Source organism: Sphingorhabdus wooponensis, assembly GCF_003933235.1.
GTDB classification, from domain to species: Bacteria; Pseudomonadota; Alphaproteobacteria; order Sphingomonadales; family Sphingomonadaceae; genus Sphingorhabdus_B; species Sphingorhabdus_B wooponensis.
In genome coordinates this window covers 661,364-687,197 of record NZ_RWJI01000001.1, presented here as the reverse complement: position 1 = coordinate 687,197, position 25,834 = coordinate 661,364, and the positions used below count along the sequence as shown (strand labels likewise).

The 25,834-nt window shown below is 54.3% G+C and carries 20 protein-coding genes and 1 riboswitch; of the genes, 9 read left to right on the top strand and 11 right to left on the bottom strand.

The features are described 5' to 3' along the window. Positions 1 to 20: 20 nt before the first annotated feature. Genes cysD through D7D48_RS03500 form a run of 3 tightly spaced genes read left to right on the top strand, consistent with a single transcriptional unit; the run spans position 21 to position 3,591 of the window. Complete coding sequence (cysD, locus tag D7D48_RS03510) at positions 21 to 923, top strand: sulfate adenylyltransferase subunit CysD (RefSeq protein ID WP_125229973.1); 903 nt, start codon at positions 21 to 23, stop codon at positions 921 to 923. Beyond that, positions 923 to 2,845 carry a sulfate adenylyltransferase subunit CysN gene (cysN, locus tag D7D48_RS03505; protein WP_125229972.1) on the top strand — a complete coding sequence of 641 codons (1,923 nt, stop codon included), beginning with the start codon at positions 923 to 925 and terminating at the stop codon, positions 2,843 to 2,845. The genes cysD and cysN overlap by 1 nt, the downstream gene beginning before the upstream one ends. After that, positions 2,842 to 3,591 (top strand): 3'(2'),5'-bisphosphate nucleotidase CysQ, encoded by a 750-nt coding sequence (locus tag D7D48_RS03500; RefSeq protein WP_125229971.1) that lies wholly within the window; start codon positions 2,842 to 2,844, stop codon positions 3,589 to 3,591. The genes cysN and D7D48_RS03500 overlap by 4 nt, the downstream gene beginning before the upstream one ends. Positions 3,592 to 3,611: 20 nt before the next feature. On the opposite strand, the gene D7D48_RS03495 is transcribed toward D7D48_RS03500, so the two are convergent. Beyond that, positions 3,612 to 5,054: a S41 family peptidase gene (locus tag D7D48_RS03495; RefSeq protein WP_125229970.1), complete on the bottom strand. Its 1,443-nt coding sequence runs from the start codon at positions 5,052 to 5,054 to the stop codon at positions 3,612 to 3,614. Positions 5,055 to 5,540: 486 nt separating this feature from the next. Between D7D48_RS03495 and ahpC the strand changes: the two genes are divergently transcribed. From ahpC to D7D48_RS03465, 6 genes are all read left to right on the top strand, one after another. Then, complete coding sequence (gene ahpC / locus D7D48_RS03490; protein WP_125229969.1) at positions 5,541 to 6,104, top strand: alkyl hydroperoxide reductase subunit C; 564 nt, start codon at positions 5,541 to 5,543, stop codon at positions 6,102 to 6,104. A 113-nt stretch (positions 6,105 to 6,217) separates the two neighbouring features. Further along, positions 6,218 to 7,768: an alkyl hydroperoxide reductase subunit F gene (ahpF, locus tag D7D48_RS03485; RefSeq protein WP_125229968.1), complete on the top strand. Its 1,551-nt coding sequence runs from the start codon at positions 6,218 to 6,220 to the stop codon at positions 7,766 to 7,768. 161 nt (positions 7,769 to 7,929) lie between these two features. Further along, a complete protein-coding gene (locus D7D48_RS03480) occupies positions 7,930 to 8,973 on the top strand; it encodes an efflux RND transporter periplasmic adaptor subunit (protein WP_125229967.1) in 1,044 nt (347 codons plus the stop codon). 12 nt (positions 8,974 to 8,985) lie between these two features. Further along, entirely contained in the window at positions 8,986 to 12,087 is a 3,102-nt protein-coding gene (locus D7D48_RS03475) for an efflux RND transporter permease subunit (protein ID WP_125229966.1), read from the top strand. A gap of 108 nt (positions 12,088 to 12,195) precedes the next feature. Beyond that, positions 12,196 to 13,314 carry a non-hydrolyzing UDP-N-acetylglucosamine 2-epimerase gene (gene wecB, locus D7D48_RS03470; RefSeq protein ID WP_125229965.1) on the top strand — a complete coding sequence of 373 codons (1,119 nt, stop codon included), beginning with the start codon at positions 12,196 to 12,198 and terminating at the stop codon, positions 13,312 to 13,314. A 144-nt stretch (positions 13,315 to 13,458) separates the two neighbouring features. Beyond that, positions 13,459 to 14,760 carry a UDP-glucose dehydrogenase family protein gene (locus tag D7D48_RS03465; protein ID WP_125229964.1) on the top strand — a complete coding sequence of 434 codons (1,302 nt, stop codon included), beginning with the start codon at positions 13,459 to 13,461 and terminating at the stop codon, positions 14,758 to 14,760. A gap of 18 nt (positions 14,761 to 14,778) precedes the next feature. Here D7D48_RS03465 and D7D48_RS03460 read toward each other — a convergent pair whose 3' ends face one another. The 10 genes from D7D48_RS03460 to D7D48_RS03415 form a co-directional block, all read right to left on the bottom strand. Then, positions 14,779 to 16,338: a fatty acid--CoA ligase gene (locus D7D48_RS03460; protein ID WP_125229963.1), complete on the bottom strand. Its 1,560-nt coding sequence runs from the start codon at positions 16,336 to 16,338 to the stop codon at positions 14,779 to 14,781. Between the two features lie 96 nt (positions 16,339 to 16,434). Then, a complete protein-coding gene (locus tag D7D48_RS03455; RefSeq protein ID WP_125229962.1) occupies positions 16,435 to 17,064 on the bottom strand; it encodes a DUF938 domain-containing protein in 630 nt (209 codons plus the stop codon). Next, positions 17,061 to 18,629, bottom strand: coding sequence for an aminomethyl-transferring glycine dehydrogenase subunit GcvPB (gene gcvPB / locus D7D48_RS03450; protein ID WP_125229961.1), 1,569 nt, complete (start codon positions 18,627 to 18,629; stop codon positions 17,061 to 17,063). Before gcvPB ends, D7D48_RS03455 begins: the two co-directional genes overlap by 4 nt. Continuing rightward, positions 18,626 to 19,984 carry an aminomethyl-transferring glycine dehydrogenase subunit GcvPA gene (gene gcvPA, locus D7D48_RS03445; protein ID WP_125229960.1) on the bottom strand — a complete coding sequence of 453 codons (1,359 nt, stop codon included), beginning with the start codon at positions 19,982 to 19,984 and terminating at the stop codon, positions 18,626 to 18,628. The genes gcvPB and gcvPA overlap by 4 nt, the downstream gene beginning before the upstream one ends. Before the next feature lies 1 nt (position 19,985). Next, positions 19,986 to 20,420, bottom strand: a complete 435-nt coding sequence (locus tag D7D48_RS03440; RefSeq protein ID WP_125229959.1) for a hypothetical protein — start codon at positions 20,418 to 20,420, stop codon at positions 19,986 to 19,988. Continuing rightward, positions 20,417 to 20,788: a glycine cleavage system protein GcvH gene (gcvH, locus tag D7D48_RS03435; RefSeq protein ID WP_125229958.1), complete on the bottom strand. Its 372-nt coding sequence runs from the start codon at positions 20,786 to 20,788 to the stop codon at positions 20,417 to 20,419. Before gcvH ends, D7D48_RS03440 begins: the two co-directional genes overlap by 4 nt. Continuing rightward, positions 20,785 to 21,933 (bottom strand): glycine cleavage system aminomethyltransferase GcvT, encoded by a 1,149-nt coding sequence (gene gcvT, locus D7D48_RS03430; protein ID WP_125229957.1) that lies wholly within the window; start codon positions 21,931 to 21,933, stop codon positions 20,785 to 20,787. Before gcvT ends, gcvH begins: the two co-directional genes overlap by 4 nt. A 182-nt stretch (positions 21,934 to 22,115) precedes the next feature. Beyond that, positions 22,116 to 22,204: riboswitch (glycine riboswitch) on the bottom strand. Between the two features lie 34 nt (positions 22,205 to 22,238). Continuing rightward, positions 22,239 to 22,892, bottom strand: coding sequence for an NAD-dependent epimerase/dehydratase family protein (locus D7D48_RS03425; protein ID WP_245964396.1), 654 nt, complete (start codon positions 22,890 to 22,892; stop codon positions 22,239 to 22,241). Then, entirely contained in the window at positions 22,892 to 24,043 is a 1,152-nt protein-coding gene (locus D7D48_RS03420) for a deoxyguanosinetriphosphate triphosphohydrolase (RefSeq protein WP_125229955.1), read from the bottom strand. Before D7D48_RS03420 ends, D7D48_RS03425 begins: the two co-directional genes overlap by 1 nt. 39 nt (positions 24,044 to 24,082) lie before the next feature. Then, the gene (locus D7D48_RS03415) at positions 24,083 to 25,774 is read right to left on the bottom strand and encodes a hypothetical protein (protein ID WP_125229954.1); all 1,692 of its coding nucleotides are present in this window, start codon (positions 25,772 to 25,774) and stop codon (positions 24,083 to 24,085) included. Positions 25,775 to 25,834 lie beyond the last annotated feature (60 nt).

The following is a 25,834-nucleotide window of genomic DNA, read 5'->3' as shown; positions in this document are numbered from 1 at the left end:
CATAAGAAGAGAAACAAACTATGACCAAAACCCTAACGCATCTTGAACGCCTTGAAGCGGAGGCCATCCAAATTATGCGGGAGGTTGTCGCCGAAGCAGAAAAGCCAGTGATGCTGTATAGCGTGGGTAAAGACAGCGCCGTGATGCTGCATTTGGCACGGAAAGCGTTTTACCCATCACCGCCGCCATTTCCATTGTTGCACATCGATACGACATGGAAGTTCAAGGCGATGTACGCATTGCGCGAAAAGGCTGCGCGCGATGCCGGTATGGAATTATTGGTCCACCAAAACCCGGAAGCGATCGCGCGCGGTATTAACCCATTCGATCATGGGTCGCTGCACACCGATATGTGGAAAACCGAAGGGCTGAAGCAAGCGCTCGACCAACATGGTTTCGATGTCGCCTTTGGCGGAGCTCGGCGGGACGAAGAAAAAAGCCGGGCGAAGGAGCGCATTTTTTCCTTCCGCACCGCAACGCATATATGGGACCCGAAGAACCAGCGGCCTGAACTATGGAACCTGTATAATGCGCGTAAGGCGAAAGCGGAAAGCATAAGGGTTTTCCCGATCTCCAATTGGACCGAGCTCGACATCTGGCAATATATTCGCCTTGAGAATATCGAGATTGTGCCACTATATTTCAGCGCACCACGCCCCACCGTAACCCGCGACGGCATGTTGCTGATGGTTGATGACGAACGCTTCCGCCTGAAAGACGGCGAGGTTCCGGTTGAACGCTCCATTCGTTTCCGGACGCTGGGATGCTATCCACTGACGGGCGCTGTTGAGAGCAAAGCATCCACTTTGCCCGAAATTATCCAAGAAATGCTGCTGACCACGACCTCCGAACGCCAAGGGCGGGCCATTGACCATGATCAGGCCGCCAGCATGGAGAAGAAAAAGCAGGAGGGCTATTTCTAATGTCAGATACGAAGCCCCATAATGCCATTTACAAAACCGATGACCTCATCGCTTCAGACATTGATGCCTATCTCGAGGTGCACCAGCATAAATCTTTGCTGCGTTTTATAACTTGCGGTTCCGTAGATGACGGAAAATCTACCCTTATTGGGCGGTTATTATATGATTCAAAAATGATCTTTGAAGATCAGCTTTCGGCATTGGAATTCGATTCCAAACGTATTGGCACACAAGGGCAGGAAATCGACTTTGCCTTGCTTGTGGACGGCCTTGCAGCCGAAAGAGAGCAAGGCATCACGATTGATGTCGCCTACCGGTTTTTTGCCACCGAGAAGCGGAAATTCATCGTTGCCGATTGCCCCGGCCATGAACAATATACACGCAATATGGTAACAGGCGCGTCAACGGCGGACCTTGCTGTAATCTTGATCGACGCCCGAAAAGGGGTGCTCGTCCAAACGCGACGTCATAGCTACCTTGCCAAGTTATTGGGCATAAGAAACATCGTTCTGGCCGTGAACAAGATGGACCTGATCGAATATAATCAGGCAAAATATGATGCCATCGTCGCCGAATATACCACATTTGCGAATAGTATCGGCATATACGATTTTACCGCCATGCCGATTTCCGGCTTCAAAGGCGATAATATTACGAAGCGTTCCGTCCATATGCCATGGTATGCGGGGCAACCGCTGATCACGCATTTGGAGACCGTCGCGCTCGATAATGACGCAGACCAAGGCAAGCCATTGCGTATGCCGGTACAATGGGTCAACCGGCCCAATCTCGATTTTCGAGGATTTTCCGGCCAGATAGCAACGGGCATATTACGTCCAGGTGATGCCATTCGCGTGCTGCCATCGGGCAAGACTTCAACAATTTCAAAAATCGTTACATTTGAAGGCGAGCTCAGCGAAGCTGTTGCAGGTCAGTCCGTTACGCTGTGTTTTGCAGACGAAATTGATTGTTCACGCGGCGATGTGATTGCCGCTGCAGACAATCCGCCAGAGGTGTCAGACCAGTTTGAAAGCACCATTGTGTGGATGGCGGACGAAGCACTGGTTCCAGGTCGCGCTTATTGGCTGAAGCTTGGGACGCAAACCGTATCGGCCACCGTACAATCGCCCAAATTCTTCATAAATGTGAACAATATGGAGCATATGGCTGCCAAAACTTTGGAACTCAACGCCATTGGGGTCGCCGAAATCTCAACCGATAGACCTATTGTGTTCGAGCCATATGCGACCAACCATGTTTTGGGCGGATATATTCTGATCGATAAGATCACCAATGCCACCGTCGCCGCTGGCATGTTGCACTTTTCTTTGCGTCGCGCACAAAATGTCCATTGGCAAGCTACCGACATTGGCCGTGACGCGCATGCGGCACTCAAAAACCAAAAGCCGAAAATATTGTGGTTCACGGGCCTTTCTGGTTCAGGCAAATCGACGATTGCCAATGAAGTGGAAAAGACACTCAATCTATTGAACCGGCATACATTTTTGTTGGATGGCGACAATATTCGCCACGGCCTCAATAAGGATTTAGGCTTTACCGAAACCGACCGGATTGAAAACATCCGCCGGGTAGGTGAAGTTGCAAAGCTGATGGCAGATGCAGGCCTTATTGTCCTGACTGCGTTTATTTCGCCATTCCGGGCGGAACGCGATATGGTGCGCGCGATGATGCCTGAAGGTGAGTTTATCGAGATATTCGTCGATACCCCACTTGAGGTCGCTGAGGCGCGCGACGTGAAGGGGCTTTATAAAAAGGCCCGCTCTGGACAATTAAAGAATTTTACGGGTATCGACAGCCCCTATGAACCACCCGAAAACCCCGACATCCGCGTGAACACAGTTGAAATGAGCGCTGCCGAAGCCGCGGAGCATATCGTTCGCCAACTGATGCCGCTGAAATGAGCATTATCGCCGACGATAGCGCATTGGCTGCGCATTTAGCTGAAATCGCGGGCAAATTGCTGCTGCAAGTGCGGGATAGCGGACTGCTGTCATTGAAAACGCTTGGCAAAGCTGGCGATCAGACTGCTAACCAGTTTTTGATCCATGCAATTACCGAACAACGGCCTGATGATGGATTGTTGTCCGAAGAAAGCAAGGATACCGATGCCCGCCTGTCAAAATCGCGCGTGTGGATCATTGATCCAGTTGATGGCACCCGCGAATATGGTGAAGGCCGCACAGATTGGGCAGTTCACGTTGCGCTTGCGATAGATGGCACGCCGGTGATTGGCGCCGTCGCGCTTCCGGGATTGGGTGTGGTTCTCAGAAGTGATCAACCAACGGAAATCCCCCCTGCCCCCGAAAAACTGCGCATGGTCGTTAGCCGCACGCGGCCAGCCGCAGAAGCTTTGACCGTGGCCAATGCTCTAGGCGCTGAATGCATCCCGATGGGTTCCGCAGGCGCAAAAGCCATGGCAGTCGTACGCGGCGAAGCCGACATCTATCTGCACAATGGTGGGCAATATGAATGGGACAGTTGCGCACCCGCCGCGGTCGCAGCCGCCTTTGGCCTGCACGTCAGCCGTATTGATGGGAGCCCCATGGTCTATAATCAGGTCGATACTTATATCCCAGATCTGCTCATTTGTCGCAAAGAGCATGCCCAGAGCGTGTTGGACGCGCTCAAGGCAGCGTCGGCTAACTGAGCGCATCCAACAAAGTGCTTTTAGAACAATCCCGGCACGTCACGTTGCGCTGGGCTAGCATTTGTAGGTGCAGGCAATACACGACGTTCGGTCCGTGAAGCCGTGCTTTGCGCGCTTTGGGCGAGCGCAATTGGCGTGCAACTCCGTCCCGCCACGAAATCCAGCGCTGTACGAAGCGATGCCTCTTGCGGGTCACCTAAAGGCCGCGTGATATCGTCAGCGGCAGCACAAGTGCTACGCATGGTGCCCGCAAGTCCCGAGAAATAATCTCCCTGTCCAGCAGCATTCTCTTTCGCAAACGCAACGACGCGAATACGATCATCGCAAGCTGTCAGGTCAAGTGCAATCTGCCCGACGGGCTTGCCGTAACTGTTGCTACCAATCAAAGCAGCATTAGCCCCAAGAAACGGTGCGAAGCTTGCCATCACCAATTCGCTGGCGGACGCCGTAGCGTTTGTTGAGATGAAAGCTATTTTGATCGGGGACACTGATTGGGACTGCGGTGCGAAACGACGCGTTTCGTTTTCTGAAGACTTGGATGCGCGGAAACGCGTGACTGAGAAAATGTCGCTGCTTGCGCGGTTACCGCCCAGCAAGTCGCCCATCAATTCCGCCGTTGAAACAAGTCCGCCGCCATTGTAGCGGAAATCAATAACAAAGTTTGTGATACCCTGTGCCCGGAAATCTGCAAATGCAGTTCGCAGCTGATTGTTCGCGGTCGAAATGAACGTGCGCATGTTTATATAGCCAACTAGCTGGCCGCCGCCATTGTCTATGATTTTAATCCCATAGCGCGTTGAGAGCGGGCTAATTTCATATTGGGCCTTGACTAAAGTAACGTTACGCGTGCCTGAAGTATCCGTTATGCGTAATACGCGACTAGTCCCAACGGTATTCGGACCTAACGCACTTGATATACCCACCGAGCCTTGTGCCGCCAATATATCCGCTACCGACCGGATATTCGAAGAAACGTTACCGATTCCTCCAATCTCCGTACCGCGGTCAATACCCGAAGCAAGTGCGGCACCCCCCTCTAAGGCTTCTATCACAAATAAACGTCCGCCTTGATATGAAAGCCGCATACCAAAACCCGCTGCCGTACCTGACGAGAAGTAAGCATTTTCCTCTTGGATAGAGGTAATATAAGTAAAATACCGGTCACGTCCCTGACTACGCGCAGTTGCGGTCAAAGCGTCTATGTAGTCACTCACCGAAGTGTAGGACGCAGGATTGACTAAGGTTGGCAGCGTTTCGGGGAACAGATACCATTCGCTCAAGACGGAAAAGGCAAAGTTCTGGCGACTGTTCAAACTGCAAGTCGACGTCGGCGGCGGCGGAGGCATCACACCTTTAGGTGGAGCGGTGACTGTATTTTCAACGGAGCCACTTCCGCTGCCACCGCATGCCCAAAGACCTGCAGCTAGTATCACAATGATGCTGTTTAACGCACCTTTTTTCATAGCTGCCTCCATTATTCCTGCATCACACCAGTGTTTCATACGTGCACGGGCTGCGATCTATTCACAAGTGAATTTATGACCTTAACCCACTGAATAACTAATATTTCTTGTAAATTCTTTGAGCGCCTTACTGTTTTTAACGGGAGCGGGTATCTTATTCAGAAACTGCCCCTGTTCCAGAAAATCGATTTCAAAAATTTTAAGCATTGTATAAATAAGGGCTGTAGGGTTTTCCCGCACTGAGTGCTTTGGCAATATGGGGGCGGTTGTACTTGGAGCAAATGGAGCAGCATGCATGTGCGTGTAAATAGCATTATGTGCGCTATCTATGGACTATTTGCGCCTAAGGTAGCTGCACATCAAAACATTTGTTATCGACAAAAACGATTAGTCATTGCAAAAAGCGTTGCTAGACTAAATCAAGAAAATCGTGTTCAGACACTTCAGTCCAAATCAACCTCTCCTCAATTAAAAAGGGTAATTCACATGGGTATCATTGGTTCAAGCCTTAAGCCATTCACCGCGCAATCATATAAAGCGGGCAAATTTGTCGAAGTGTCGGACACCGACGTTAAGGGCAAATGGGCCGTGTTTTTCTTCTACCCAGCAGACTGGACGTTTGTCTGCCCAACCGAACTGGAAGATCTCGCCAACCAATATGCAGACCTGCAAGGCATGGGTGTTGAAGTCTATTCAGTATCAACCGACACGCATTTCAGCCACAAAGCATGGCATGATGGTTCACCAGCCATCGGCAAGATCAACTTCCACATGCTTGGTGACCAGAACCATGTGATCAGCAACAATTTCGGCGTTTTGCGTGAAGGCCAAGGCCTTGCAGACCGTGCAACTTTTGTTGTCGATCCAGACGGCGTGATCCAGGTCATGGAAATCACCTGCGAAGGCGTTGGCCGTAACGCAGTTGAACTCGTCCGCAAGATTAAGGCCGCAATCTACGTACGTGAAAACCCAGGTCAGGTTTGCCCTGCGAAGTGGGAAGAAGGCAGCGAAACGCTTGCACCTTCGATCGACCTCGTCGGCAAGATCTAAATTGAATATCGGGTGCTGCGTGAACAGCGCAGCACCCGATTTACCGTTTCTCAAAGATTTTCGGCCGCGTTTGTCCGCGGCGCGCTTTTGCTCGCTTAAAAAAGGCCTCTCCGATGCTTGATGCTGCTACAACTGCCCAGCTAAAAACTTATTTGGCAAATTTGCGCACGCCCGTTGAACTGATTGCAACGCTGGATGACAGCTCAAAGTCTTCCGAAATGCGCACGTTGGTTGAAACCGTAGTAGAACAATCGCCTTTGTTGTCGGCGCGCTATGATGGTCATGCAGACCGCGTGCCTTCATTTGCTATTCGCCGCGCCGATGGGACTGCGGAAACGCACTTTGCTGGCTTGCCGCTTGGCCATGAGTTTACATCATTGGTGCTCGCATTATTGCACATGGGTGGTCATCCGCCAAAGGAAGAGGCCGAACTGCTTGATTCTGTGAAGGCGCTCGAGGGCACCTTCACATTCGAAACTTTTTTCTCTTTGTCGTGCCAGAATTGTCCTGATGTTATTCAGGCTATCAACATCATGGCTGCGCTCAACCCCGGCGTAAGCCATGTGGCCATTGACGGCGCGATGTTCCGTGAAGAAGTTGAAACGCGCAAAGTCATGGCCGTGCCAGCGGTTTACTTAAATGGCGAACCCTTTGGCCAAGGCCGCATGGATCTTTCGCAGATCATGGCGAAACTCGATACCGGCACGATTGCCCGTGCGGCGGAAAAGATTGCGGCCAAGGAACCATTTGAGGTTCTGGTCGTCGGCGGCGGACCTGCTGGCGCAGCAGCAGCCATTTATGCCGCGCGTAAGGGCATTCGTACGGGTGTTGTGGCCGAACGCTTTGGCGGCCAAGTGCTAGATACGATGGGCATCGAAAACTTCATTTCAGTCCAACATACAGAAGGGCCTAAGCTCGCCGCACAGTTGGAACAGCATGTCCGTGAATATGACGTCGACATTATGAACTTGCAGACGGCCGCTGAACTCATCCCCGCTAGCGCTGATGGTTTCCACGAAGTCAAACTCGCCAGCGGTGCATCATTAAAAGCCAAGACGCTGATCCTGTCCACCGGTGCGCGTTGGCGGCAGATGGGCGTCCCCGGCGAAGAAGAATATCGCAACAAAGGCGTCGCTTATTGTCCGCATTGCGATGGTCCTTTGTATAAAGGAAAGCGCACAGCGGTAATAGGTGGCGGCAACTCTGGCGTTGAAGCCGCAATCGACCTTGCCGGCATTGTTGCACATGTCACATTGATCGAATTTGACTCGCAATTGCGCGCCGATGCTGTGTTGCAAAACAAACTCCGCAGTCTGCCCAATGTAGATATCATTACCTCCGCGCTGAGCACGGAAGTCGTTGGCGATGGCGAGAAGGTGCAGGCTTTGCTCTACACCGACAGAAATAATGACAAGTCGCATCGCATCGATCTGGAAGGTATCTTTGTGCAGATTGGCCTTGTGCCTAATACCGAATGGCTCAAAGGTCCGCTTAGATTGTCGCCGCGCGGAGAAATAGAAATCGACGCACATAACGCGACCAATATCCCAGGTGTGTTTGCCGCAGGTGATGTCACGACGGTGCCGTATAAGCAGATCATCGTTGCGATGGGCGAAGGGACGAAGGCAGCATTGTCGGCATTCGACCATATCATTCGGCATTGATGAAAAGTGAATTCAACACATTTGAGCCTGGCAGCGCTTACGACCCAAACAGATTTTCTCAACGTAAAGCTTCATTTGTCGAAAATGTCTGGCCGATTGGGATAAGTTCCGCCAACAGCATGTTTGAAGTACCCCCTTCCTGAATTCCCAATCGGTGAAAAATGCGTAAGCCAATCATTCTATCATTGATGTTCTGTGTGGCCGCATGTGGCGGCGAAGAGAAGCGCGAGCGCCCTACCCCGCGGGTCACTATTGAAGCGGCAACCTCACATGCATTTTCGGATGTCTATGTCGCTGTGGGAACGGCAAATGCAAATGAACAAGTGTCGGTGCGGGCGCCTGTCACAGAACGCATAACACAACTTGGCTTTTCCGACGGCGACTATGTGCAAAAGGGACAAATGCTTGCGGTTCTGGCGCAAGGACAGGAAACGGCATCCCTAGCTAGTGCCCAAGCCCGCGCACGCGAGGCCGAACAGCAACTAGCGCGTATCAGAGAATTGCATCGCCGTGGCTTTGCAACAAACGCAAGTTTGGACGCGCAAACAGCCTCTGCCAGTGCGGCAAAGGCTTTAGCAAATGAAGCGCGAGCGTCGATTGGCGACCGTGTCGTGCGTGCGCCCTTCTCCGGCTACGTATCGTTGCGGCGCATCTCTGTTGGCGCAGTGGTTAGCGCAGGAGATGAAATTGCTGCAGTGAGCGATCTGAGTTCAATCAAGCTCGACTTTAATGTGCCGGAAACAATGCTTGCTAATGTTCGGGTGGGACAGGTCATAACGGCAAAGGCCGCGGCCTTTCCAGACTATGTCGCATCAGGCCAGATTACCGCTATTGACCCCGTTATCAATCCACAAACCCGCACCGCAACATTGCGTGCAGTTTTGCCCAACCGCGATGCCATGTTGAAACCGGGCATGCTGTTATCCGTCACAATAGCATCAAAAAATCGAACGGCCCCCGCTGTGCCAGAGCTGTCCTTAGTCCGCGAAGGCGATACCAGCTTTGTCTACACAGTTGCATCTGACCTGAAAGTGAAGCGCACGCCGGTCAAAACTGGCACGCGCGACGGAAATCTTGTGGAAATTGTTGAAGGCTTGAAAGTGGGCGACAGTATCGTCACCGAAGGCGTCGTAAAGCTCTCTGATGGCACCACCGTAAGGACTGGCCCCGCGAAGGCCAGCGGCGCTCCAGCCAAAGCGCGCTGATGTTCGCCTGACATGACAATTTCCGACACATCCGTTCGCAGACCTGTATTCGCAGCCGTTATTGCGATTTTAATGGTGCTCGTCGGCATTGTCGGTTTTTTAAGTCTGCCCGTCCGCGAATATCCCGATACGGAACCGCCTATCGTGTCTGTCGGGACAACATACACCGGCGCAGCAGCTACAGTTGTTGAATCGCGCGTTACGCAAGTCCTCGAAAATTCACTTGCTGGTATTGAGGGGATACAGACCATTACATCGCGTTCACGCGATGGGCAGTCGGACATTACCATCGAATTTGCGCCGGGTCGGTCGGTAGATAGCGCCGCCAATGACGTCCGTGACCGTGTCGGAGGAGCAGCGGATGACTTGCCCGAAGAAGTATTGCCGCCCGAAGTGCGCAAGGTGGATGCCGACGCATCGCCGATCCTGTTCCTTGTCGTGTCGAAACCCGGTTGGTCGCGACTGGAGCTTAGCGATTATGTCGACCGCAATCTGGTTGACCGCTTTTCCTCCATCGACGGAGTTGCGCGAGTATTTGTGGGCGGCGAAGCACGCCCCTCAATGCGAATCTGGCTTCAGCCGGATCGTTTGGCCGCCTTGGGCCTTACGCCAATAGACATTGAAAATGCCCTGCGCACCCAGAATGTAGAGCTTCCTGCGGGCCGACTTGAATCCACCGATCAAAATGTCACGCTGCGGGTTAGCCGCCCCTTTGGTGATGAAGCCGAATTTCGCCAGTTGATTGTCGCGCGCGGCGCAGATGGATCGCTGACGCGACTAGGTGATATTGCGCGGATCGAGACCGGTCCGGAAAATCCTTACGCAGCATTTCGCCTTAATGGTGAGTCTGCACTTGGCATGGGTATTGTGCGCCAATCCGGGGCGAACACACTGGCTGTGGCGGAGAGCGCGAAGAAACTTGCCGAACAAATAAAGCCCACATTGCCCCAAGGCATGACTATTAGCGTTGGTTCCGATGACTCTCTTTTCATTAGCAAGGCGATCAGCAGTGTTTGGGTTACCCTGGCAGAAGCAGCCGCGCTGGTTGTGTTGGTTATCTTCCTGTTTTTGGGCAGTTGGCGCGCGACCATTATCCCCGCTGTCACGGTGCCCATTTGCTTGCTCGCAACTTTTGCAGTCCTTTGGTTCCTTGGCTTTTCGATTAACTTGCTCACGCTGTTGGCAATGGTATTAGCCATCGGCCTTGTCGTCGATGACGCTATTGTTGTGTTAGAAAACGTCTATCACCGCATTGAACAAGGCGAGCCGCCCTTAGTCGCGGCGGTAACGGGAACGCGTCAGGTAGCGTTTGCGGTTGTCTCTACAACAATTGTTGTGTGTGCCGTCTTCGTCCCAGTGATGTTCCTTGCTGGCCAGACGGGCTTGCTGTTCCGCGAACTGGCCGGTGCAATGATTGCGGCCATCGCTTTTTCCGGCTTTGTCGCCCTCAGCCTTGCCCCGATGCTGTGTTCCAAACTGTTGAAGCAAGAGGAACGTGGACGGATTGCCAAATGGATTGATGATAAGTTTCAGCGACTGGAGGCGCGCTATACTCGCCTGCTTTCGCGGGTTATCGCAAAGCCATTGGCGACATCATTGGGGGTCCTTAGTTTCCTTCTACTTGCCGGATTTCTGTTTACCACATTGGAATCGGAACTCGCACCAGCAGAAGATGTAGGCATATTGAACGCCAACATCTCCGCGCCCGAGGGCACTAGTTTTGAAGCAATGGACAAATATATGCTTCAGGCGTCGGAACCGATCGTGAAGCTCATCGATAAGGGCACTGTACGCTCCGTCATTCAGCGCACGCCCGGCGGATTTGGGCCCAGCGACGATTTCAACAGCGGGACGTTTATTGTCTTTCTAAAACCGTGGAGCGAACGGACCGAAAAAACCGAGGATGTGGTTGCGCAGGTCAACAAAATTCTAGCCGAGCTGCCCGCTGTTCGCGGCAACGCTTCAGTACGCTCCTCCATCGGGCGCGGACGCGGCCAACCGATAAACTTCGTTATTGCCGGTTCAACCTATGAATCGCTGAGCGTTGCACGAGACCGCATATTGGCCGCCGCAAGCGAAAATCCTGGTCTGGTGAATATGGATTCCGACTATAAGGAAACCAAACCCCAGATGCAGATTCAGGTCGACACTGCCCGCGCAGGTGACCTCGGAATTTCTGTCGCGGAAGTCAGTCAGGCGCTACAAACGCTTTTAGGCTCACGCCGGGCATCAACCTATTTGGATCGCGGCGAAGAATATCGCGTCATTGTGCAAGCGGATGCCGCAGATCGCGCCACTCCCGAAAATCTCGCGGCAATCCAGCTTCGGACGCGTGATGGATCATTGGTATCGCTGGCCAATCTTATAAAATATACTGAAACCGCAGGCGCGCGGGATCTGGGGCGCTTCAATAAGCTACGCGCTATCACACTTCAGGGTGGCCTCGCGCCTGGCTATACTATGGGAGAAGCTTTGGCCTTTTTGGAAGAGCAAGCCGCAGCTTCACCCGAAGTATTGGCGGTTGGCTATCGCGGCGAAAGTCAGGCTTTCAAAGAAACCGGCGGCTCAATCATGCTGGTCTTCTTACTGACCATCATTCTCGTTTATCTCGTGCTTGCCGCGCAGTTTGAAAGCTTTGTTCATCCTGTCACAATCATCATGACAGTGCCCTTGGCGGTCGGGGGTGGCATTATTGGCCTTGCGCTCACGGGCATGACATTGAACCTCTATAGCCAGATTGGCATTGTGATGCTTGTTGGTCTGGCCGCGAAGAACGGGATACTGATCGTCGAATTTGCCAACCAGTTGCGCGACGAGGGCATGGAGATATTAGAGGCTGTTCAACAAGCCGCTACACGTCGTTTGCGGCCCATTTTGATGACATCGATTGCGACTGTATTCGGCGCTATTCCCCTGGCTATTGCAAGTGGTGCGGGTGGCGCTGCGCGGTCTGCAATAGGTGTGGTGATTGTTTTTGGCGTAACGCTCGCAACGTTCATCACACTCATACTCATACCACTCATTTATACGCGACTTGCCAGATTCACCGGCTCCCCCGAGGCGGTATCGCGTCGCTTGGAACAAGAAATGAAAGCGCAAGAAGCGCCTCTGTAATAGCGCGCGTTCTAGACGACAGATCGTCCAGTAAATAAAATTTCATTATTTTTTAATATGTTATGAATATCTGCAGCCTTGGAGTAAGCCGAGGATGCAGGGGCTAAGATGTATAAAAATTTGGTGATTTTCGGCACGCGGCCCGAGGCCATTAAACTGTTTCCGCTCATAAACGCTCTGTCGCAATATCCGGATATGCTGACCAAAGTGCTGGTCAGCGGGCAGCATCGGCACATGCTGGACCAAGTGTTATCAATCGCTAACGTCGTACCAGATTATGACCTGAACCTGATGCAACCGGGACAATCGCTGGACGCGATAACGGCGCACCTGTTGAAGAAAATTGGGATAGTAATGGACCACGCGAGACCAGATCGCGTCATTGTTCAAGGCGATACCGTAACCGCTATGGTTGGCGCATTAGCGGCATTTTATCGTAAAATCCCGGTTAGCCATGTCGAAGCGGGATTGCGTAGCTACGATATTTATCAGCCATGGCCCGAAGAGGTAAATCGCAAAATTATCAGCAATATTGCCCATCAGCATTTCGCCACGACTGAAACATCCGCCGCTGCATTGCGGGCAGAATCTATTCCGGCCGACTGTGTCTTTGTAACCGGCAACACCGTTATGGATGCACTGTATTGGGTCTTGAAACGAATCGACGACGATCCGTCGCTCATTCATCGCCTTGCGCCGCTGGAGGAGCGGTTTCGTGGTCGCAAAATTATCAGTATCACGACCCACCGCCGCGAAAATTTTGGTGCGGGCATGGTGAATATCGCCGCTGCCATAAAAGTCATTGCAGCGCGCGACGACGTAGCATGTATTTTCCCTGTTCATTTGAATCCAGAAGTCCGTGCAGTCATGCGTGCCGTTTTGGGGGATTTACCCAATGTTGCGATGATTGAGCCGCTGGATTATCCATGCTTTGCGCGGCTATTGTCCATCAGCCATATCGTTCTGACCGACAGTGGCGGTGTTCAGGAGGAAGCCCCTGCGCTCGGCAAACCGGTATTGGTCCTACGTGAGACCACCGAACGTCCCGAAAGCGTCGCCGCAGGGATAACGAAGCTCGTAGGGACCGATACACAGCGGATCATTAGCGAAATTTCGACTCTTTTGGACGATAAGGCCGCTTATGCTGCAATGGCCCATGGGCGATATTCTTATGGCGATGGGCATGCGAGCCAGCGAATAGCAGAGATTATCTCAAACGCGCGTTGACAATAGCCCTAACATGCTGCGCAATCTCGGAAATAGGATGATTTTTCCGACCTAGTGCTGGAACCAAATGTCCCAAGACTTGTCCCTTCGCGGATAACATCATAAGGCGCACACATTCTTAAGCCGCCTCAAGAGGGACAGATAATGAAAATTGCAATGATCGGTTCGGGCTATGTCGGCCTTGTGTCTGGCGCGTGCTTTGCCGATTTCGGCCATGAAGTTGTCTGCGTCGACAAGGACGAGTCCAAAATCGCGCGCTTGCACGCCAACATCATGCCGATTTACGAGCCTGGTCTTGACGCACTTGTGAAAACCAATGTCGATGCAGGCCGGTTAAGCTTTTCAACCAACGTGACCGAAGCGGTCAAAGGGTGTGATGCAGTTTTCATCGCCGTTGGCACACCTTCGCGTCGAGGCGATGGCCATGCAGACTTAAGCTATGTCTACGCCGCTGCCGAAGAATTGGCGCGCGCAATTGACCCACGCACTGTTGTCGTCACAAAATCAACTGTTCCAGTCGGCACTGGCGACGAAGTCGAGCGCATCATCCGCGAAACCAGCCCCGATCTTGACTTTGCGGTGGTATCCAACCCTGAATTCTTGCGTGAAGGCGCAGCGATTGGGGACTTTAAGCGCCCAGACCGTATTGTCGTCGGCAGCGATGTCGAATGGGCCCGCGATGTCATGCGTGCTGTGTATCGTCCGCTGTTCCTCAACGAATCGCCCTTATTGTTCACCAGCCGCCGTTCGTCGGAGTTGATCAAATATGCGGCCAACGCATTTTTGGCGACCAAGATTACCTTTATCAATGAGATGGCCGATCTTTGCGAAAAACTGGGTGCAAATGTACAAGACGTGTCGCGCGGTATTGGCCTTGATAACCGTATCGGGTCGAAGTTTCTGCATGCTGGCCCTGGCTATGGCGGCAGTTGCTTTCCCAAGGACACTTTGGCGCTTCTCAAGACCGCGCAGGACCATGAAACACCCGTTCGGGTGGTTGAGGCTGTGGTGCAGGCAAATGACCTTAGAAAGCGCGCTATGGGCCGCAAAATTATCACGGCGCTGGGCGGTGATGTGCGCGGCCTGAAGATAGGCCTGCTTGGCCTGACGTTTAAGCCCAACACCGACGATATGCGCGATGCGCCGTCGATTGCGATTGTACAGACCCTGCTTGACGCCGGCGCAATTGTGCACGCGCATGACCCAGAGGGCATGGAAGAAGCTGCAAAAATCCTGCCCGAGGTCATTATGGCCGACAGCGCCTACAGCGCGGCGCAAGATGCGCATGCCGTGGCGTTGATTACCGAGTGGGATGCCTATCGCGCCCTCGACCTTAAAAAACTACACGCCGCGATGGCGGGCGATGTGCTTGTGGATTTACGCAACATCTACCGGCCTGAAGACACAGCCGCCGCTGGTTTTAAATATGTTAGCGTCGGGCGCTGATTTAATATCTTAGCGGCGTCAGTTTACCTGTCGCTCAAAGCCTGCCCAATATGGCGCGCGTAAATCCTTGCGGAGGATTTTACCCGAGGCATTGCGTGGCAACGCCGCAATGATGTCAACTGAACGCGGCACCTTAAAGCCGGCAATGCGTTCGCGGGCCCAGCCAATGACGCTTTCTGGGTCAATTTGGGCACCGGGCTTGGGAACGCATACGGCCTTTACCGATTCCCCCCATTTGGCATCTGGCACACCAATCACGGCAACCTCCAAAATATCAGGATGTCCATAAATCGCGCTTTCCACTTCAGCGGGATAGACATTTTCGCCGCCTGTGATGATCATGTCTTTCACGCGGTCATGGATATACATATATCCATCTTCATCCAGATATCCGGCATCACCGGTTTTTATCCAGCCACCATCCGCAACCGTGCCCTTCGTCGCGTCGGGTAAATTCCAATAGCCAATCATATTGTTCGACGACCGCGTCCAAATCTCACCTACTTCGCCCACTGGAACATCGTTCCCTGCACCATCTACGACGCGCAATTCCACGCCGGGAAGTGGTTTCCCAGCCGAACGCATGCGCGTATTACCATTGGGATCATGGTCCTCGGGCGGCAACATGCAGATGGTGCCAGTTGTTTCCGTCATCCCATAGACTTGGATAAATTCTGCGCTGAACACATCCATACATTGGCGCAGCAGCTCCAGCGGAATGGGCGCAGCGCCGTAGAGGATATATTTCAGGCGGCTATAATCTACACTGCGGCAACGTGGGTGGTTGACCATCATCTGCAGCGCAGCAGGGACGATGAAAAGACGCGTTGCCCCGCCCTTTTCAATAGCATCAAAGACCGAATCTGGCGAAAACTCAGCCTGTACGAGCGCCGGTAGACCCGATGCCATGGCCATAATACCAAGTCCGGTTCCGCCAATATGCGCGCAAGGCATGGCGATGAGGACGACCTCATCATCTTCCCATTTGCTATAGGCATGCTCCTCTTCCCCTGCATTTTTGCGCAGTGCGAACAGGTTCCGGTTGGAAAGCACCGCACCTTTCGGGTTACCCGTCGTGCCGGATGTGTAAAGTTGCAGCACGGCGTCATCAGGGCCGGCAGGTTCAAACGCAATGCGGGCCGATGCGTCAATCAATGCGCGGGCTTCTTCTTCGGCGATGACCCGATCAACACCATCTATATCGCGGGCCAGAGCCTGCACACCCGCCTCAAACCCCTGCCCCGCAAAAAGTACCCGTGCGCCTGTGTCTTTGGCAATATAGGCCCATTCCGCAGGCGCAAGACGCCATCCGACGGGCACCATCACGATACCAATCCGCGCCGCGCCGTAAAAAAGTGCAAAGTATAAATCGCTATTTTTGCCAATCCAGGCAATCCGGTCGCCCTTTTTCAGCCCTAAGCCCAGCAACATCCCGACAATCTTCGCGGTACGCTCTTCCAACTGGCCATAGGTAAAATGGTGGTCATCTTGCGACAACGCCGCCCATTCCGGCCGTTCCGCCGCCCAGTGCGTTAAAAAACCATCAAAGCTCACTATATCGTAGCTGGCAACGGCCATATCATTCTCTCCTAGCACTGGCCATTTTTTCGCAGAGGCCTGATGCAATGTGTTGAGAGATTATCGCTACATGTCAATAATGTGATTTGCGCACGGCTAAACGCGGAAAATCAACGACAGATTGTTCGCTGGCATAGCGATGACTTGATGAAGGCGTAATCCTATTTTGTTCGCTTCTTCTACAATATCCTCAACATAGCGCAGGCCCCATTCGGGATTTTGTTGTCGCAACGACATATCGAACGCAGCATTGCTATCGGCCAAAGGGACGCCGCGTTGGTTGAAGGGTCCGTAAATGAAAAGCACGGCAGACGGCGGCAATAGCCGCGCTGCCCTGTGCAATAGACCGACGGTCGCAGCCCATGGACTGATATGCGTCATGTTGATGCAGATAACCGCATCAGCTCGCGATATTGGCCAATCCTCCGACGCGTCCAGCAACATCGCAGGTCGCACATTCGGCACGTCGGACTCCGCCCGCCATGCGTCGATGGACGCAAGGGCAATGGGGTCTGGATCGCTTGGTTGCCATGTCAGTGCAGGAAACAGCTTTGCAAAGTGCACAACATGTTCGCCGGTTCCGCTCGCCACTTCCAGCACAAGGCCTTCCGTTGGCAACAGGTCCGCCAAAGTTTCAGCAAGCACATCACGGTTGCGCGCGGTCGCCGGGGCGTGGCGTTTGACTTCCGCGCCAGCTTCAAAAACAAAGGGCTGCGGCCCACTCATTCCGCTGCAACCGCGTGTTCGGGTTCACGCCAAACCAACACAGGCTTTCGCGCAGCTTGGGTTTCATCCAGACGACGACGCGGGGCGTATTTCGGTGCGGATTTTAACGACGGATCACCGGCCTTCGCCCGTTGCGCAACACTGCGCAGCGCACCAATAAACTGATGCAGCGTCGCCTTGCTCTCGGTCTCAGTTGGCTCAATCAACATCGCACCATGGACTACGAGCGGGAAATAGACTGTCATCGGGTGATAGCCTTCGTCGATCAGACCCTTAGCTATGTCGAGTGTCGAATAACCATCGGCCAAGCCATTATCACTGAACAATGCCTCATGCATGCAAGGGCCGCTATGGGCAAATGGTGCCTCAAGCACATCTTCGAGACCGCGTAAGATATAGTTAGCGTTTAGGACGGCGTCTTCGGCCACTTGGCGCAAGCCATCCGCGCCATGTGACATGATGTACGCCAACGCGCGGGTGAACATGCCCATTTGCCCGTGAAAAGCCACCATGCGGCCAAAGCTAGATCCGTGGTGCTCACCAGCTGTCTCTTCTTCAACCAGTTGATACTGATCACCATCCTTGTCGACAAACGGTAGCGGCGCGTATGGCGCCAATGCCGCGGACAAGACAACGGGGCCGGAACCCGGCCCGCCGCCGCCATGCGGGGTCGAAAATGTCTTGTGCAAGTTTATGTGCATCGCATCGATGCCTAAGTCACCTGGCCGGACACGGCCAACAATGGCGTTGAAATTCGCGCCGTCGCAGTAGACATAGCCACCCGCCGCATGCACCGCGTCCGAAATGTCGCGCATGTCCCGTTCAAACAGGCCGCAAGTGTTGGGGTTAGTGATCATGACGCCTGCAACATCAGGACCAAGCCGCGCCTTTAACGCCGCCAGATCAACGCGGCCTTCCGATGTCGCGGGAATATTCTCGACCGCGTAGCCCGCAAAAGCCGCCGTCGCTGGATTGGTGCCATGCGCGCTTTCGGGGCAAAGGATGACCGAGCGCGCATCACCGCGCGCGGTAAGGGCGGCACGAATGGCGAGGATGCCGCATAACTCTCCATGCGCCCCTGCCTTTGGCGACATCGCCACGGCCTTCATACCGGTCAGCGTGATCAACCAATGGGCCAGTTCGTGAATAACGCCAAGCGCGCCTTGGACGGTCTCTACCGGCTGCAACGGGTGCACATCGGCAAAACCCGCCATGCGTGCGACCTTTTCATTCAGGCGCGGATTATGCTTCATGGTGCAACTTCCCAGCGGGAAGAAGCCCAGATCAATCGCGTAATTCTGACGGCTAAGGCGTGTATAATGGCGAACGGTTTCTGGCTCGGAAAGGCCAGGAAGACCAATGTCGCGATGCCGTTCCAAATTGCCTAACCGCGATGCGACCTTTGGCGCTTCGGCCAAATCGACGCCCGTTGTTCCGGCGGTGCCGATTTCAAAGATTAATGCCTCTTCCAGCATTAAGGCTTTGTTTCCCGTATAGGTTGCAGGGGCGCTGTCGCTCGCGCTGCCCATTTCGGGTTTCCATCCGCTTTGGTTGATGCTGCTCATGTCAAAATCTCCTGCAAAGCGGCGGCGAATGTTTCGACATCCGCGCTGGTGGCGGTTTCCGTGACCGCGACCAATAGGCCGTTCGAAAGTGAATCTGCACCCGGATAGAGCCGCCCCAGCGACACACCGCCCAGTATTTTGCGGTCGGCAAGTGCCCGCACCACGGGTCGCGCCTCTTTCGGCAGATGCAACGTGAATTCGTTGAAGAAGCTATCATTCACCAGTTCAACGCCCGGAATTTGGCTAAGCCGATCGGCCGCCTGCACGGCAAGCGCGTGGTTCAAGCTTGCCAATTCGCGTAAGCCCTTCTCACCCAACAAGGTTAGATGTATACTGAAGGCTAGCGCACAAAGGCCTGAATTGGTGCAAATATTTGATGTCGCCTTTTCGCGACGAATATGCTGTTCGCGGGTAGACAGCGTGAGGACAAAGCCACGCTTGCCGTCGGCGTCGACTGTCTCACCGCACAAGCGACCGGGCATTTGCCGCACGAATTTTTCCTTGCACGCAAACAGGCCAACATAGGGCCCACCAAATTGCAGGCCGACGCCAAGCGACTGCCCCTCACCCACCACAATGTCCGCGCCCATTTCACCGGGTGCTTTAATAGCGCCCAAGGCCACAGGCTCCGTCACAACGGCGATCAATAATGCGCCATGCGCATGCGCTTTAGCGGCAATCGCAGACATATCCTCAATACGTCCCAATATGTCGGGATATTGCACCACGACACAGCTTGTGTCGTCATCAATGACGTCCAGTAACCGCGCGCTGTCCGTTTGGGCGGATAGCTCCGGCAAGGCGGTGTCCAGCCTATCGCCCGTATATTGCGCCATCGTCTTGGCCACGCTGACATAATGCGGGTGCAACCCCGATGACAGCAATGCCTTTGTCCGCTTGGTGATGCGGCCAGCCATGCCAATGGCTTCCCAGCAAGCCGTCGAGCCATCATACATCGACGCATTGGCGACATCGCAGCCGAACAGCCGCGCAACCTGCGTCTGGAATTCGAACAGCATTTGCAGCGTGCCCTGCGCAATTTCGGGCTGATACGGCGTGTAGGCGGTCAGGAATTCGCCACGCTGGATGATGTGATCGACGCTCGCGGGCACATGATGCTTATATGCGCCAGCGCCCAAGAAAAATGGGTTATGCGATGCAGTCATATTTTTCCGCGCAAGTTCGGAAAAATGTCTCTCCACCGCCATTTCACTGGCATGGTTCGGCAGGCCTTGGATTGGCCCGTCAAGCCGCGCCTGCGCAGGCACATCAACGAATAAATCATCAATCGACTTTGCCCCAATGACACCAAGCATCGCCTGACGGTCGGATGGGGTGAGCGGCAAATAACGCATTTCAGTTCACCTTTGTGGGAGAAATTGATTTGATCGATATCGGGTAAATATCTGAGGCTCTATCCATGCAATCGACCATCCAGCCGTGACACTCGTCGCTCACTATTCCCCGAACTATGACCTCGCTAAATTGTAGCGGAGCGGCTGCCTGATCGAATTTCTTGGTCGAACCGATGGAAATTCCGTCTATCGCAGCACTAAGCTTGGCTTGATCGGGCCTTTGCGAAGCGACGATTATCGCATCTGATAAACTCGAGTAAAGGTTGCAGCTAAGCCGCTGGCACTGCCCGAGCCAGCCGCGAACGGTAACGGTTTCACCATCCCAAGCGTGGATATTGTCAACAACATCCGCGACCAAAACCGGGTTTTTCGGCACTGGCTTGGCGCAGCCTGCCAGAATTGCCAGCGGCACAATGAGGGCGAGGTAGGTCTTCATAGACCGTCGACAAATGCCTTGTACGCGGCGGCATCCATCAGGCTGTCGAGCTCGCTTGTGTCGCTGAGCGTGATTTTGAAGAACCAGCCCTCGCCTTCGGGATCGCTGTTCACCAGCGCGGGGTCGCCTTCCAAGGCTCCATTGCCCTCAATGACTGTGCCGCTGACGGGTGCGTAGACATCTGACGCGGCCTTGACCGATTCCACAACCGCAGCATCGCCGCCTTTTTTCAGCGTCGCGCCGGTGGCGGGCACTTCAGCGAACACGATGTCGCCCAACTGGCTTTGTGCATAGTCCGTAATGCCAACAGTCGCGCTGTCGCCATCGACTTCGATCCACTCATGATCGTCGGTGAAATAACGGGTCATGTCTGCGCTCCTTTGCGATGATAATGATGTGGGACGAAGGGTAAGGATGAAACCGTGACGGACACACGCTTGCCGCGCACCTCCGCCTCAAGCGTGCTGCCGGTGGCGTTATGGCCAGCGTCAATATAGCCCATGGCAATCGGCGCGCCGACGCTTGGGGCGAATCCGCCGGAGGTAATGACACCCACTTGCGCCGCACCTGCAAAAACAGCTGCGCCTTCGCGCACGGGCATCTTGCCCTCGACCGAAAGCCCGACGAGCTTGCGTGCGGGGCCATTGGCCAAGGCATTCAGGATGCGGTCAGACCCGAAAAACCCGCCCTCGGCACGGCGGCGCTTCGACACTGCGAATGCTGCGCTGGCTTCAATAGGGTCAATGTCAGGGTTCATGTCATGGCCGTAGAGCGGAAGCCCCGCCTCAAGCCGCAGGGAATCGCGTGCGCCAAGGCCAATCGGCTTAACCTCTGGCTGCGCGCATAATTGGTCCGCCAGTTTTTGTGCATGCGATGCCGGAACGGAGATTTCAAATCCATCCTCGCCCGTATAGCCTGAACGGCTAATCCAAAGCGGCTCCGGGTCAGTCTGAGGCCCCCAAAAGAATAAACCCGCCTCCATGAAAAATAACGCATCCACGCCCGGCACGACGCGCTTCAACGCATCGACCGCCTTGGGCCCTTGCAGAGCCAGCAATGCGCGGTCTTCCATATTGTTAATGGTGATTTCGTCGGGCAGATACTCGCGCAGATAACCCATATCGTCCCACTTCACCGCACCGTTGACGACGACATAAAGGCCCATGGGAGCGGCCGTAATCATCATGTCATCCAGAACGCCGCCATCTTCGGCCAGCAAGAGCGAATAGCGCATCTTGCCCTCTTTCAGTGCGGAAATGTCGCCGGGAACCAGCGCCTCAAGCGCTTCAGCCGCGCCATCACCAGTCAGCATCAATTGGCCCATATGGCTCACATCGAACAGCCCCGCATTCTCGCGGGTCCAAATATGTTCAGCCATGATGCCTTCATATTGGATAGGCATGTGATAGCCCGCAAATTCGACCATCCGCGCACCTTTGTCGCGATGCCATGTGTCGAGCGGCAGCTCCAATATTTCGATAGGTTCGAGTTCGAATTCGTCTTCTTCGCTCATATCAGTCCGTTCAAAAGTTGCAGCAACCGACGCTGGATAGCGCCAAGTCTGCTGCCCCCTCTGTCACGGGTACCTGAGAGCTTTATCTGCGATATTTGCCGTGCATGGCAAATGAAGCAGGTTACACCTTCGGTGGCGTATCTTGGCAAACGGCCAAAAAACGCGCTTTCCAGAGTGTCGCAAAAGCCGAAGCGGTCCTTTTGCCTGAGAGATTCCGGGGCGGTTGCTCCTTCGGCGGTCCCTTTATGGAACGCTCTCCCGCTTCGTCAGCGACGCTCCTCCATTGGCGTTAGCATTTTGCAGAGTCAACCGGCGTGCGCGCGGATGGAATCATTTTCGTGGATAAAAATGCCCTCGCCTTGGACGATTGCCAGCGCCGCGATAGCCTGTGCCAATATATGAGACGGCGTGGAGGCATATTTCCGCAATGGCCCAATCATGAGTCGGTCGACAAATGGCGACAATAAAATTCCGAATGCCTCGCCGGGACGATGCGCTTCGCGCTTTCCGCCTGTCAGCAAGCTTGGGCGCATAATATCAAAGCGTTGGAAGCCAATGTTACGAAGCCCCTGCTCCATATCCGCCTTGGTTCTGAGATAGAAATTACTGCTAGCGGGCATGACGCCGACAGAGGAGACCGTGATAAAATGTTGTGCTCCGGCATTATGGCTGGCCGCTGCGAAGGCAAGCACAAGGTCCTGATCCACTGCCTTGAAAGCCTCTTGAGATCCGGCGGTGCGTATCGTTGTGCCTAAACAAGAAATGGCAACAGTCGGCTTGATATTTGCCATGATCGCGGACCAATCATCGCTTGGAGCGACATGCTCATGCAAATTGGGTGTCGATGGTGCCGACGGTCGACGCGACACCAAATGAACATCCATCCCGTTGCGGGCTAGCAGGTCCGCCACCTGTTTTCCGACCAAGCCCGAGCCACCTGCGATAACAATTTTCCGCATCACGCTGGCGTCCCACAGAGTTCGCGATGCCGGTCGGTGGCGTACCGATCGGTCATGCCCGCTAAAAAGTCGCCAATATGGCGGCTGCGCGCGGGGTCTTCATCCGGCAAATTCTCGCGCCATTCGGGCGGCAGCAGGCGGACATCATTGCGATAGGCCATGAACAATTCGCGTACGATCTTTGATGCCTCCACCGCCGCTGCAGTCTGCGTGGGGTGATGGTAGAGCTTTTGATACATGAACTTCTTGAGCCGCCGCTCTCGCGTCGCCATTTCGGACGAAAATCCACCGATCATAACGCCCGCATTGCGGACATCATGTGCGTCTTTAATGCCTAATTCTTGGATTCTCGCGCGCGTGGATTCAATCACATCATTGACCATCACGCCAATCTGTTCCCGCGTCAGTTCGCCGATCAAGCGGCGTGGCTTTACGTCAGGATAGCGCGCCAATATCGCCTGCCAACGCTCCGCCACGAACGGCAGCTCAAGCAATTGATCCATGTCGAGCAACCCTGCCCTGATGCCATCATCAATATCATGATTGTCATACGCGATATCGTCGCTAATCGCCGCGACCTGCGCCTCCAACGAAGGCCAATCGGTCAAGTTAAGATCAAAGCCGGCGTTAACTTCGGCCAATGCCCAACCGGCATTGGCAACCGGACCATTATGTTTGGCCAGCCCTTCCAGCAATTCCCAACTTAAGTTCAAGCCCGGCCATGACGGATAAGGCGATTCCAGCAGCGTCAGCGTGCGCAGCGTCTGCGCATTATGGTCGAACCCGCCAAAGGGCTTCATCGCCTCTTCAAGCGCATCCTCGCCGGCATGGCCGAAGGGTGGATGGCCAATATCATGGGCCAGACATAAGGCCTCGGTCAGATCTTCATTGAGGCCCAACGCGCGGGCAATCGTCCGGCCAATTTGCGCGACCTCAAGGCTATGAGTCAGCCGGACACGAAAATGGTCACCATCAGGTGAGATAAAAACCTGTGTCTTGTGGCGCAGGCGACGAAACGCGATCGAATGGATGATGCGGTCACGATCGCGCTGGAAAATGTCACGGGGTCCACGAATATCGCGCGCGGGCTCATCGTGAAGTCGACCACGGCTGCGGTCGGGAAAGGAAGCATAAGGGGCAAGATGCGACATTCCGCGCTTATGCCGCCAAGTGCGACCAACCGGAAGCCGCTATTTTGTTTTCAACGGATTAACGACCTCGCCCATCTCGCTTTTCCACATAAAGGCATCGCCACCGGCCTTTTTATAGTCGCCTTCCCATTTTTTTGCGGCTTTTTGGTCCGCAAAAGGCCCCACTAACAACCGGTCCGTTCTGCCCCATTCGGCTGTGAAGGCCTTTCGGGATTTTAAGAGGACCGCATAAGTTTTAGAAAGTTTGCGATAATCAAAATCCAGAGCATCGGCATTTCCGGTCGCGATTTGTACCCAGAAGCGGGCAGGATGATCCTTTTCAGCCTTGGCCTTAGCCGCAAGCTTTGGGTCGACCTTAACGACTGGTTTAAGCTTTTTCAAATCAACGGGAATTTGCGACGGCCGTTGTTCGCTTTCCGGAATATCAATGGCTTCCACAATAGCACCCAGGTCAAACCGGGATGACGCAACCCGCTCCGCAGGTACAGGTTCAGGCGCTTGAACCGCGACTGCAGGGGCCTGCGTTAAAGCAAGCGCCTCCGTTGCTGACGCAGCGTTTTGGGTGGGTTGTAGCGTAATGACAGCGGACTTGGGCTGAGGCTCTGCGGCCACGGGCGTATTTTGGGCCTGCGCTGAAAGTGGCGAAGGCGTCAACGTGCTTGCCGGCTTTACTAATGCTGCACTGACCAATGGGCGCGCAGTTTCTGTCTTGGGCAGCTTTTGCGATTCGGGAACATTGGCGACGACGGCCTGACTTTCTACCGGCTGCTGCTCATTTTGGTTACGTGCACGATCAGGCTTCGGCGTGCTTTTGCTGTCGCGCGTGGGCGCAGCTTTTGGTCCGAGGGCAGTACCGGATGGAATAAGGCGATTATCGCCGGAAACGACCGGCGTTTGCGGTAGCGCCGATGCAATGCGGCGCACCTGTTCACTGTCACGCCCGACCGCTTGGCTTGTTGGAAAATGCCCCAAATGGATTGCCGCCGCTTTCTGCGCATCCGTCAAGGACGGCATTAAGCGGAAATAACGCTCCATACGCAGCGCCGAACCTGCATCCATGAAGCCTTGCGCAACTTTCGTAGATTCACGCAGCTCGCCACGGGCCGCCAGAATAAACGCCCGCGCACGCCATGCAGCCGGACTGTTGCGTTGCAGCAGCGGGACAAGCATCGCGTCGGCGGGCTCTTTTTGTCCCGCGAGAGACAAGGACACCGCTTGGCGGATTATGAGATCATCGGAGGTCGATGCTGTCCGCGCCAGCTTATAATCCTGCTGCGCGCGGCCAAAATTGCCCAACAGGTCAAACGCCAATGCACGATCCAAAGCAATCGAACGCTCGCTGGCACCCAGACGCACGGCTTGATCAAACAAACGCAACGCTTCGAAGGGGTTTTCCGTGTGTACCGTCGCTGTAGCTAAACCTGACAGTATACGGCTGTTGCCGGGGCGGAGTGCATTGGCACGCGTGAAGAAGTTCAAGGCGGCGTTGGCATCCCCCAACGCAAGTGACGCATCACCCGCGTCAGCCATGGCGGCGGCATCGGAAGGATTAAATGATATCCGGCGCATGGCGGCGCGCAATTCAGCTGCCCCTGCGGGCTCCGCACTGATCGGTGCAGCGGGCGCTGCCTGATCCAGTGCTTCGAGCGCGCTTTCATCAAAGGCTTGCGCGAACACTCCGGATTGAAAAGCGAGCGCACAGAATATCGCTGCTCCACGTAACATTGTCACATTCATTCGCCCTTATTGGAATGCCGATTGCCGGACGCAAAGCATGTTTACGCAATGCTC

Bases quoted from the DNA above. Each gene is read 5' to 3' on its own strand.
- cysD (WP_125229973.1), top strand. From the start codon at position 21: ATGACCAAAACCCTAACGCATCTTGAACGCCTTGAAGCGGAGGCCATC.
- cysN (WP_125229972.1), top strand. From the start codon at position 923: ATGTCAGATACGAAGCCCCATAATGCCATTTACAAAACCGATGACCTC.
- D7D48_RS03500 (WP_125229971.1), top strand. From the start codon at position 2,842: ATGAGCATTATCGCCGACGATAGCGCATTGGCTGCGCATTTAGCTGAA.
- D7D48_RS03495 (WP_125229970.1), bottom strand. From the start codon at position 5,054: ATGAAAAAAGGTGCGTTAAACAGCATCATTGTGATACTAGCTGCAGGT.
- ahpC (WP_125229969.1), top strand. From the start codon at position 5,541: ATGGGTATCATTGGTTCAAGCCTTAAGCCATTCACCGCGCAATCATAT.
- ahpF (WP_125229968.1), top strand. From the start codon at position 6,218: ATGCTTGATGCTGCTACAACTGCCCAGCTAAAAACTTATTTGGCAAAT.
- D7D48_RS03480 (WP_125229967.1), top strand. From the start codon at position 7,930: ATGCGTAAGCCAATCATTCTATCATTGATGTTCTGTGTGGCCGCATGT.
- D7D48_RS03475 (WP_125229966.1), top strand. From the start codon at position 8,986: ATGACAATTTCCGACACATCCGTTCGCAGACCTGTATTCGCAGCCGTT.
- wecB (WP_125229965.1), top strand. From the start codon at position 12,196: ATGTATAAAAATTTGGTGATTTTCGGCACGCGGCCCGAGGCCATTAAA.
- D7D48_RS03465 (WP_125229964.1), top strand. From the start codon at position 13,459: ATGAAAATTGCAATGATCGGTTCGGGCTATGTCGGCCTTGTGTCTGGC.
- D7D48_RS03460 (WP_125229963.1), bottom strand. From the start codon at position 16,338: ATGGCCGTTGCCAGCTACGATATAGTGAGCTTTGATGGTTTTTTAACG.
- D7D48_RS03455 (WP_125229962.1), bottom strand. From the start codon at position 17,064: ATGAGTGGGCCGCAGCCCTTTGTTTTTGAAGCTGGCGCGGAAGTCAAA.
- gcvPB (WP_125229961.1), bottom strand. From the start codon at position 18,629: ATGAGCAGCATCAACCAAAGCGGATGGAAACCCGAAATGGGCAGCGCG.
- gcvPA (WP_125229960.1), bottom strand. From the start codon at position 19,984: ATGCGTTATTTGCCGCTCACCCCATCCGACCGTCAGGCGATGCTTGGT.
- D7D48_RS03440 (WP_125229959.1), bottom strand. From the start codon at position 20,420: ATGAAGACCTACCTCGCCCTCATTGTGCCGCTGGCAATTCTGGCAGGC.
- gcvH (WP_125229958.1), bottom strand. From the start codon at position 20,788: ATGACCCGTTATTTCACCGACGATCATGAGTGGATCGAAGTCGATGGC.
- gcvT (WP_125229957.1), bottom strand. From the start codon at position 21,933: ATGAGCGAAGAAGACGAATTCGAACTCGAACCTATCGAAATATTGGAG.
- D7D48_RS03425 (WP_245964396.1), bottom strand. From the start codon at position 22,892: ATGCGGAAAATTGTTATCGCAGGTGGCTCGGGCTTGGTCGGAAAACAG.
- D7D48_RS03420 (WP_125229955.1), bottom strand. From the start codon at position 24,043: ATGTCGCATCTTGCCCCTTATGCTTCCTTTCCCGACCGCAGCCGTGGT.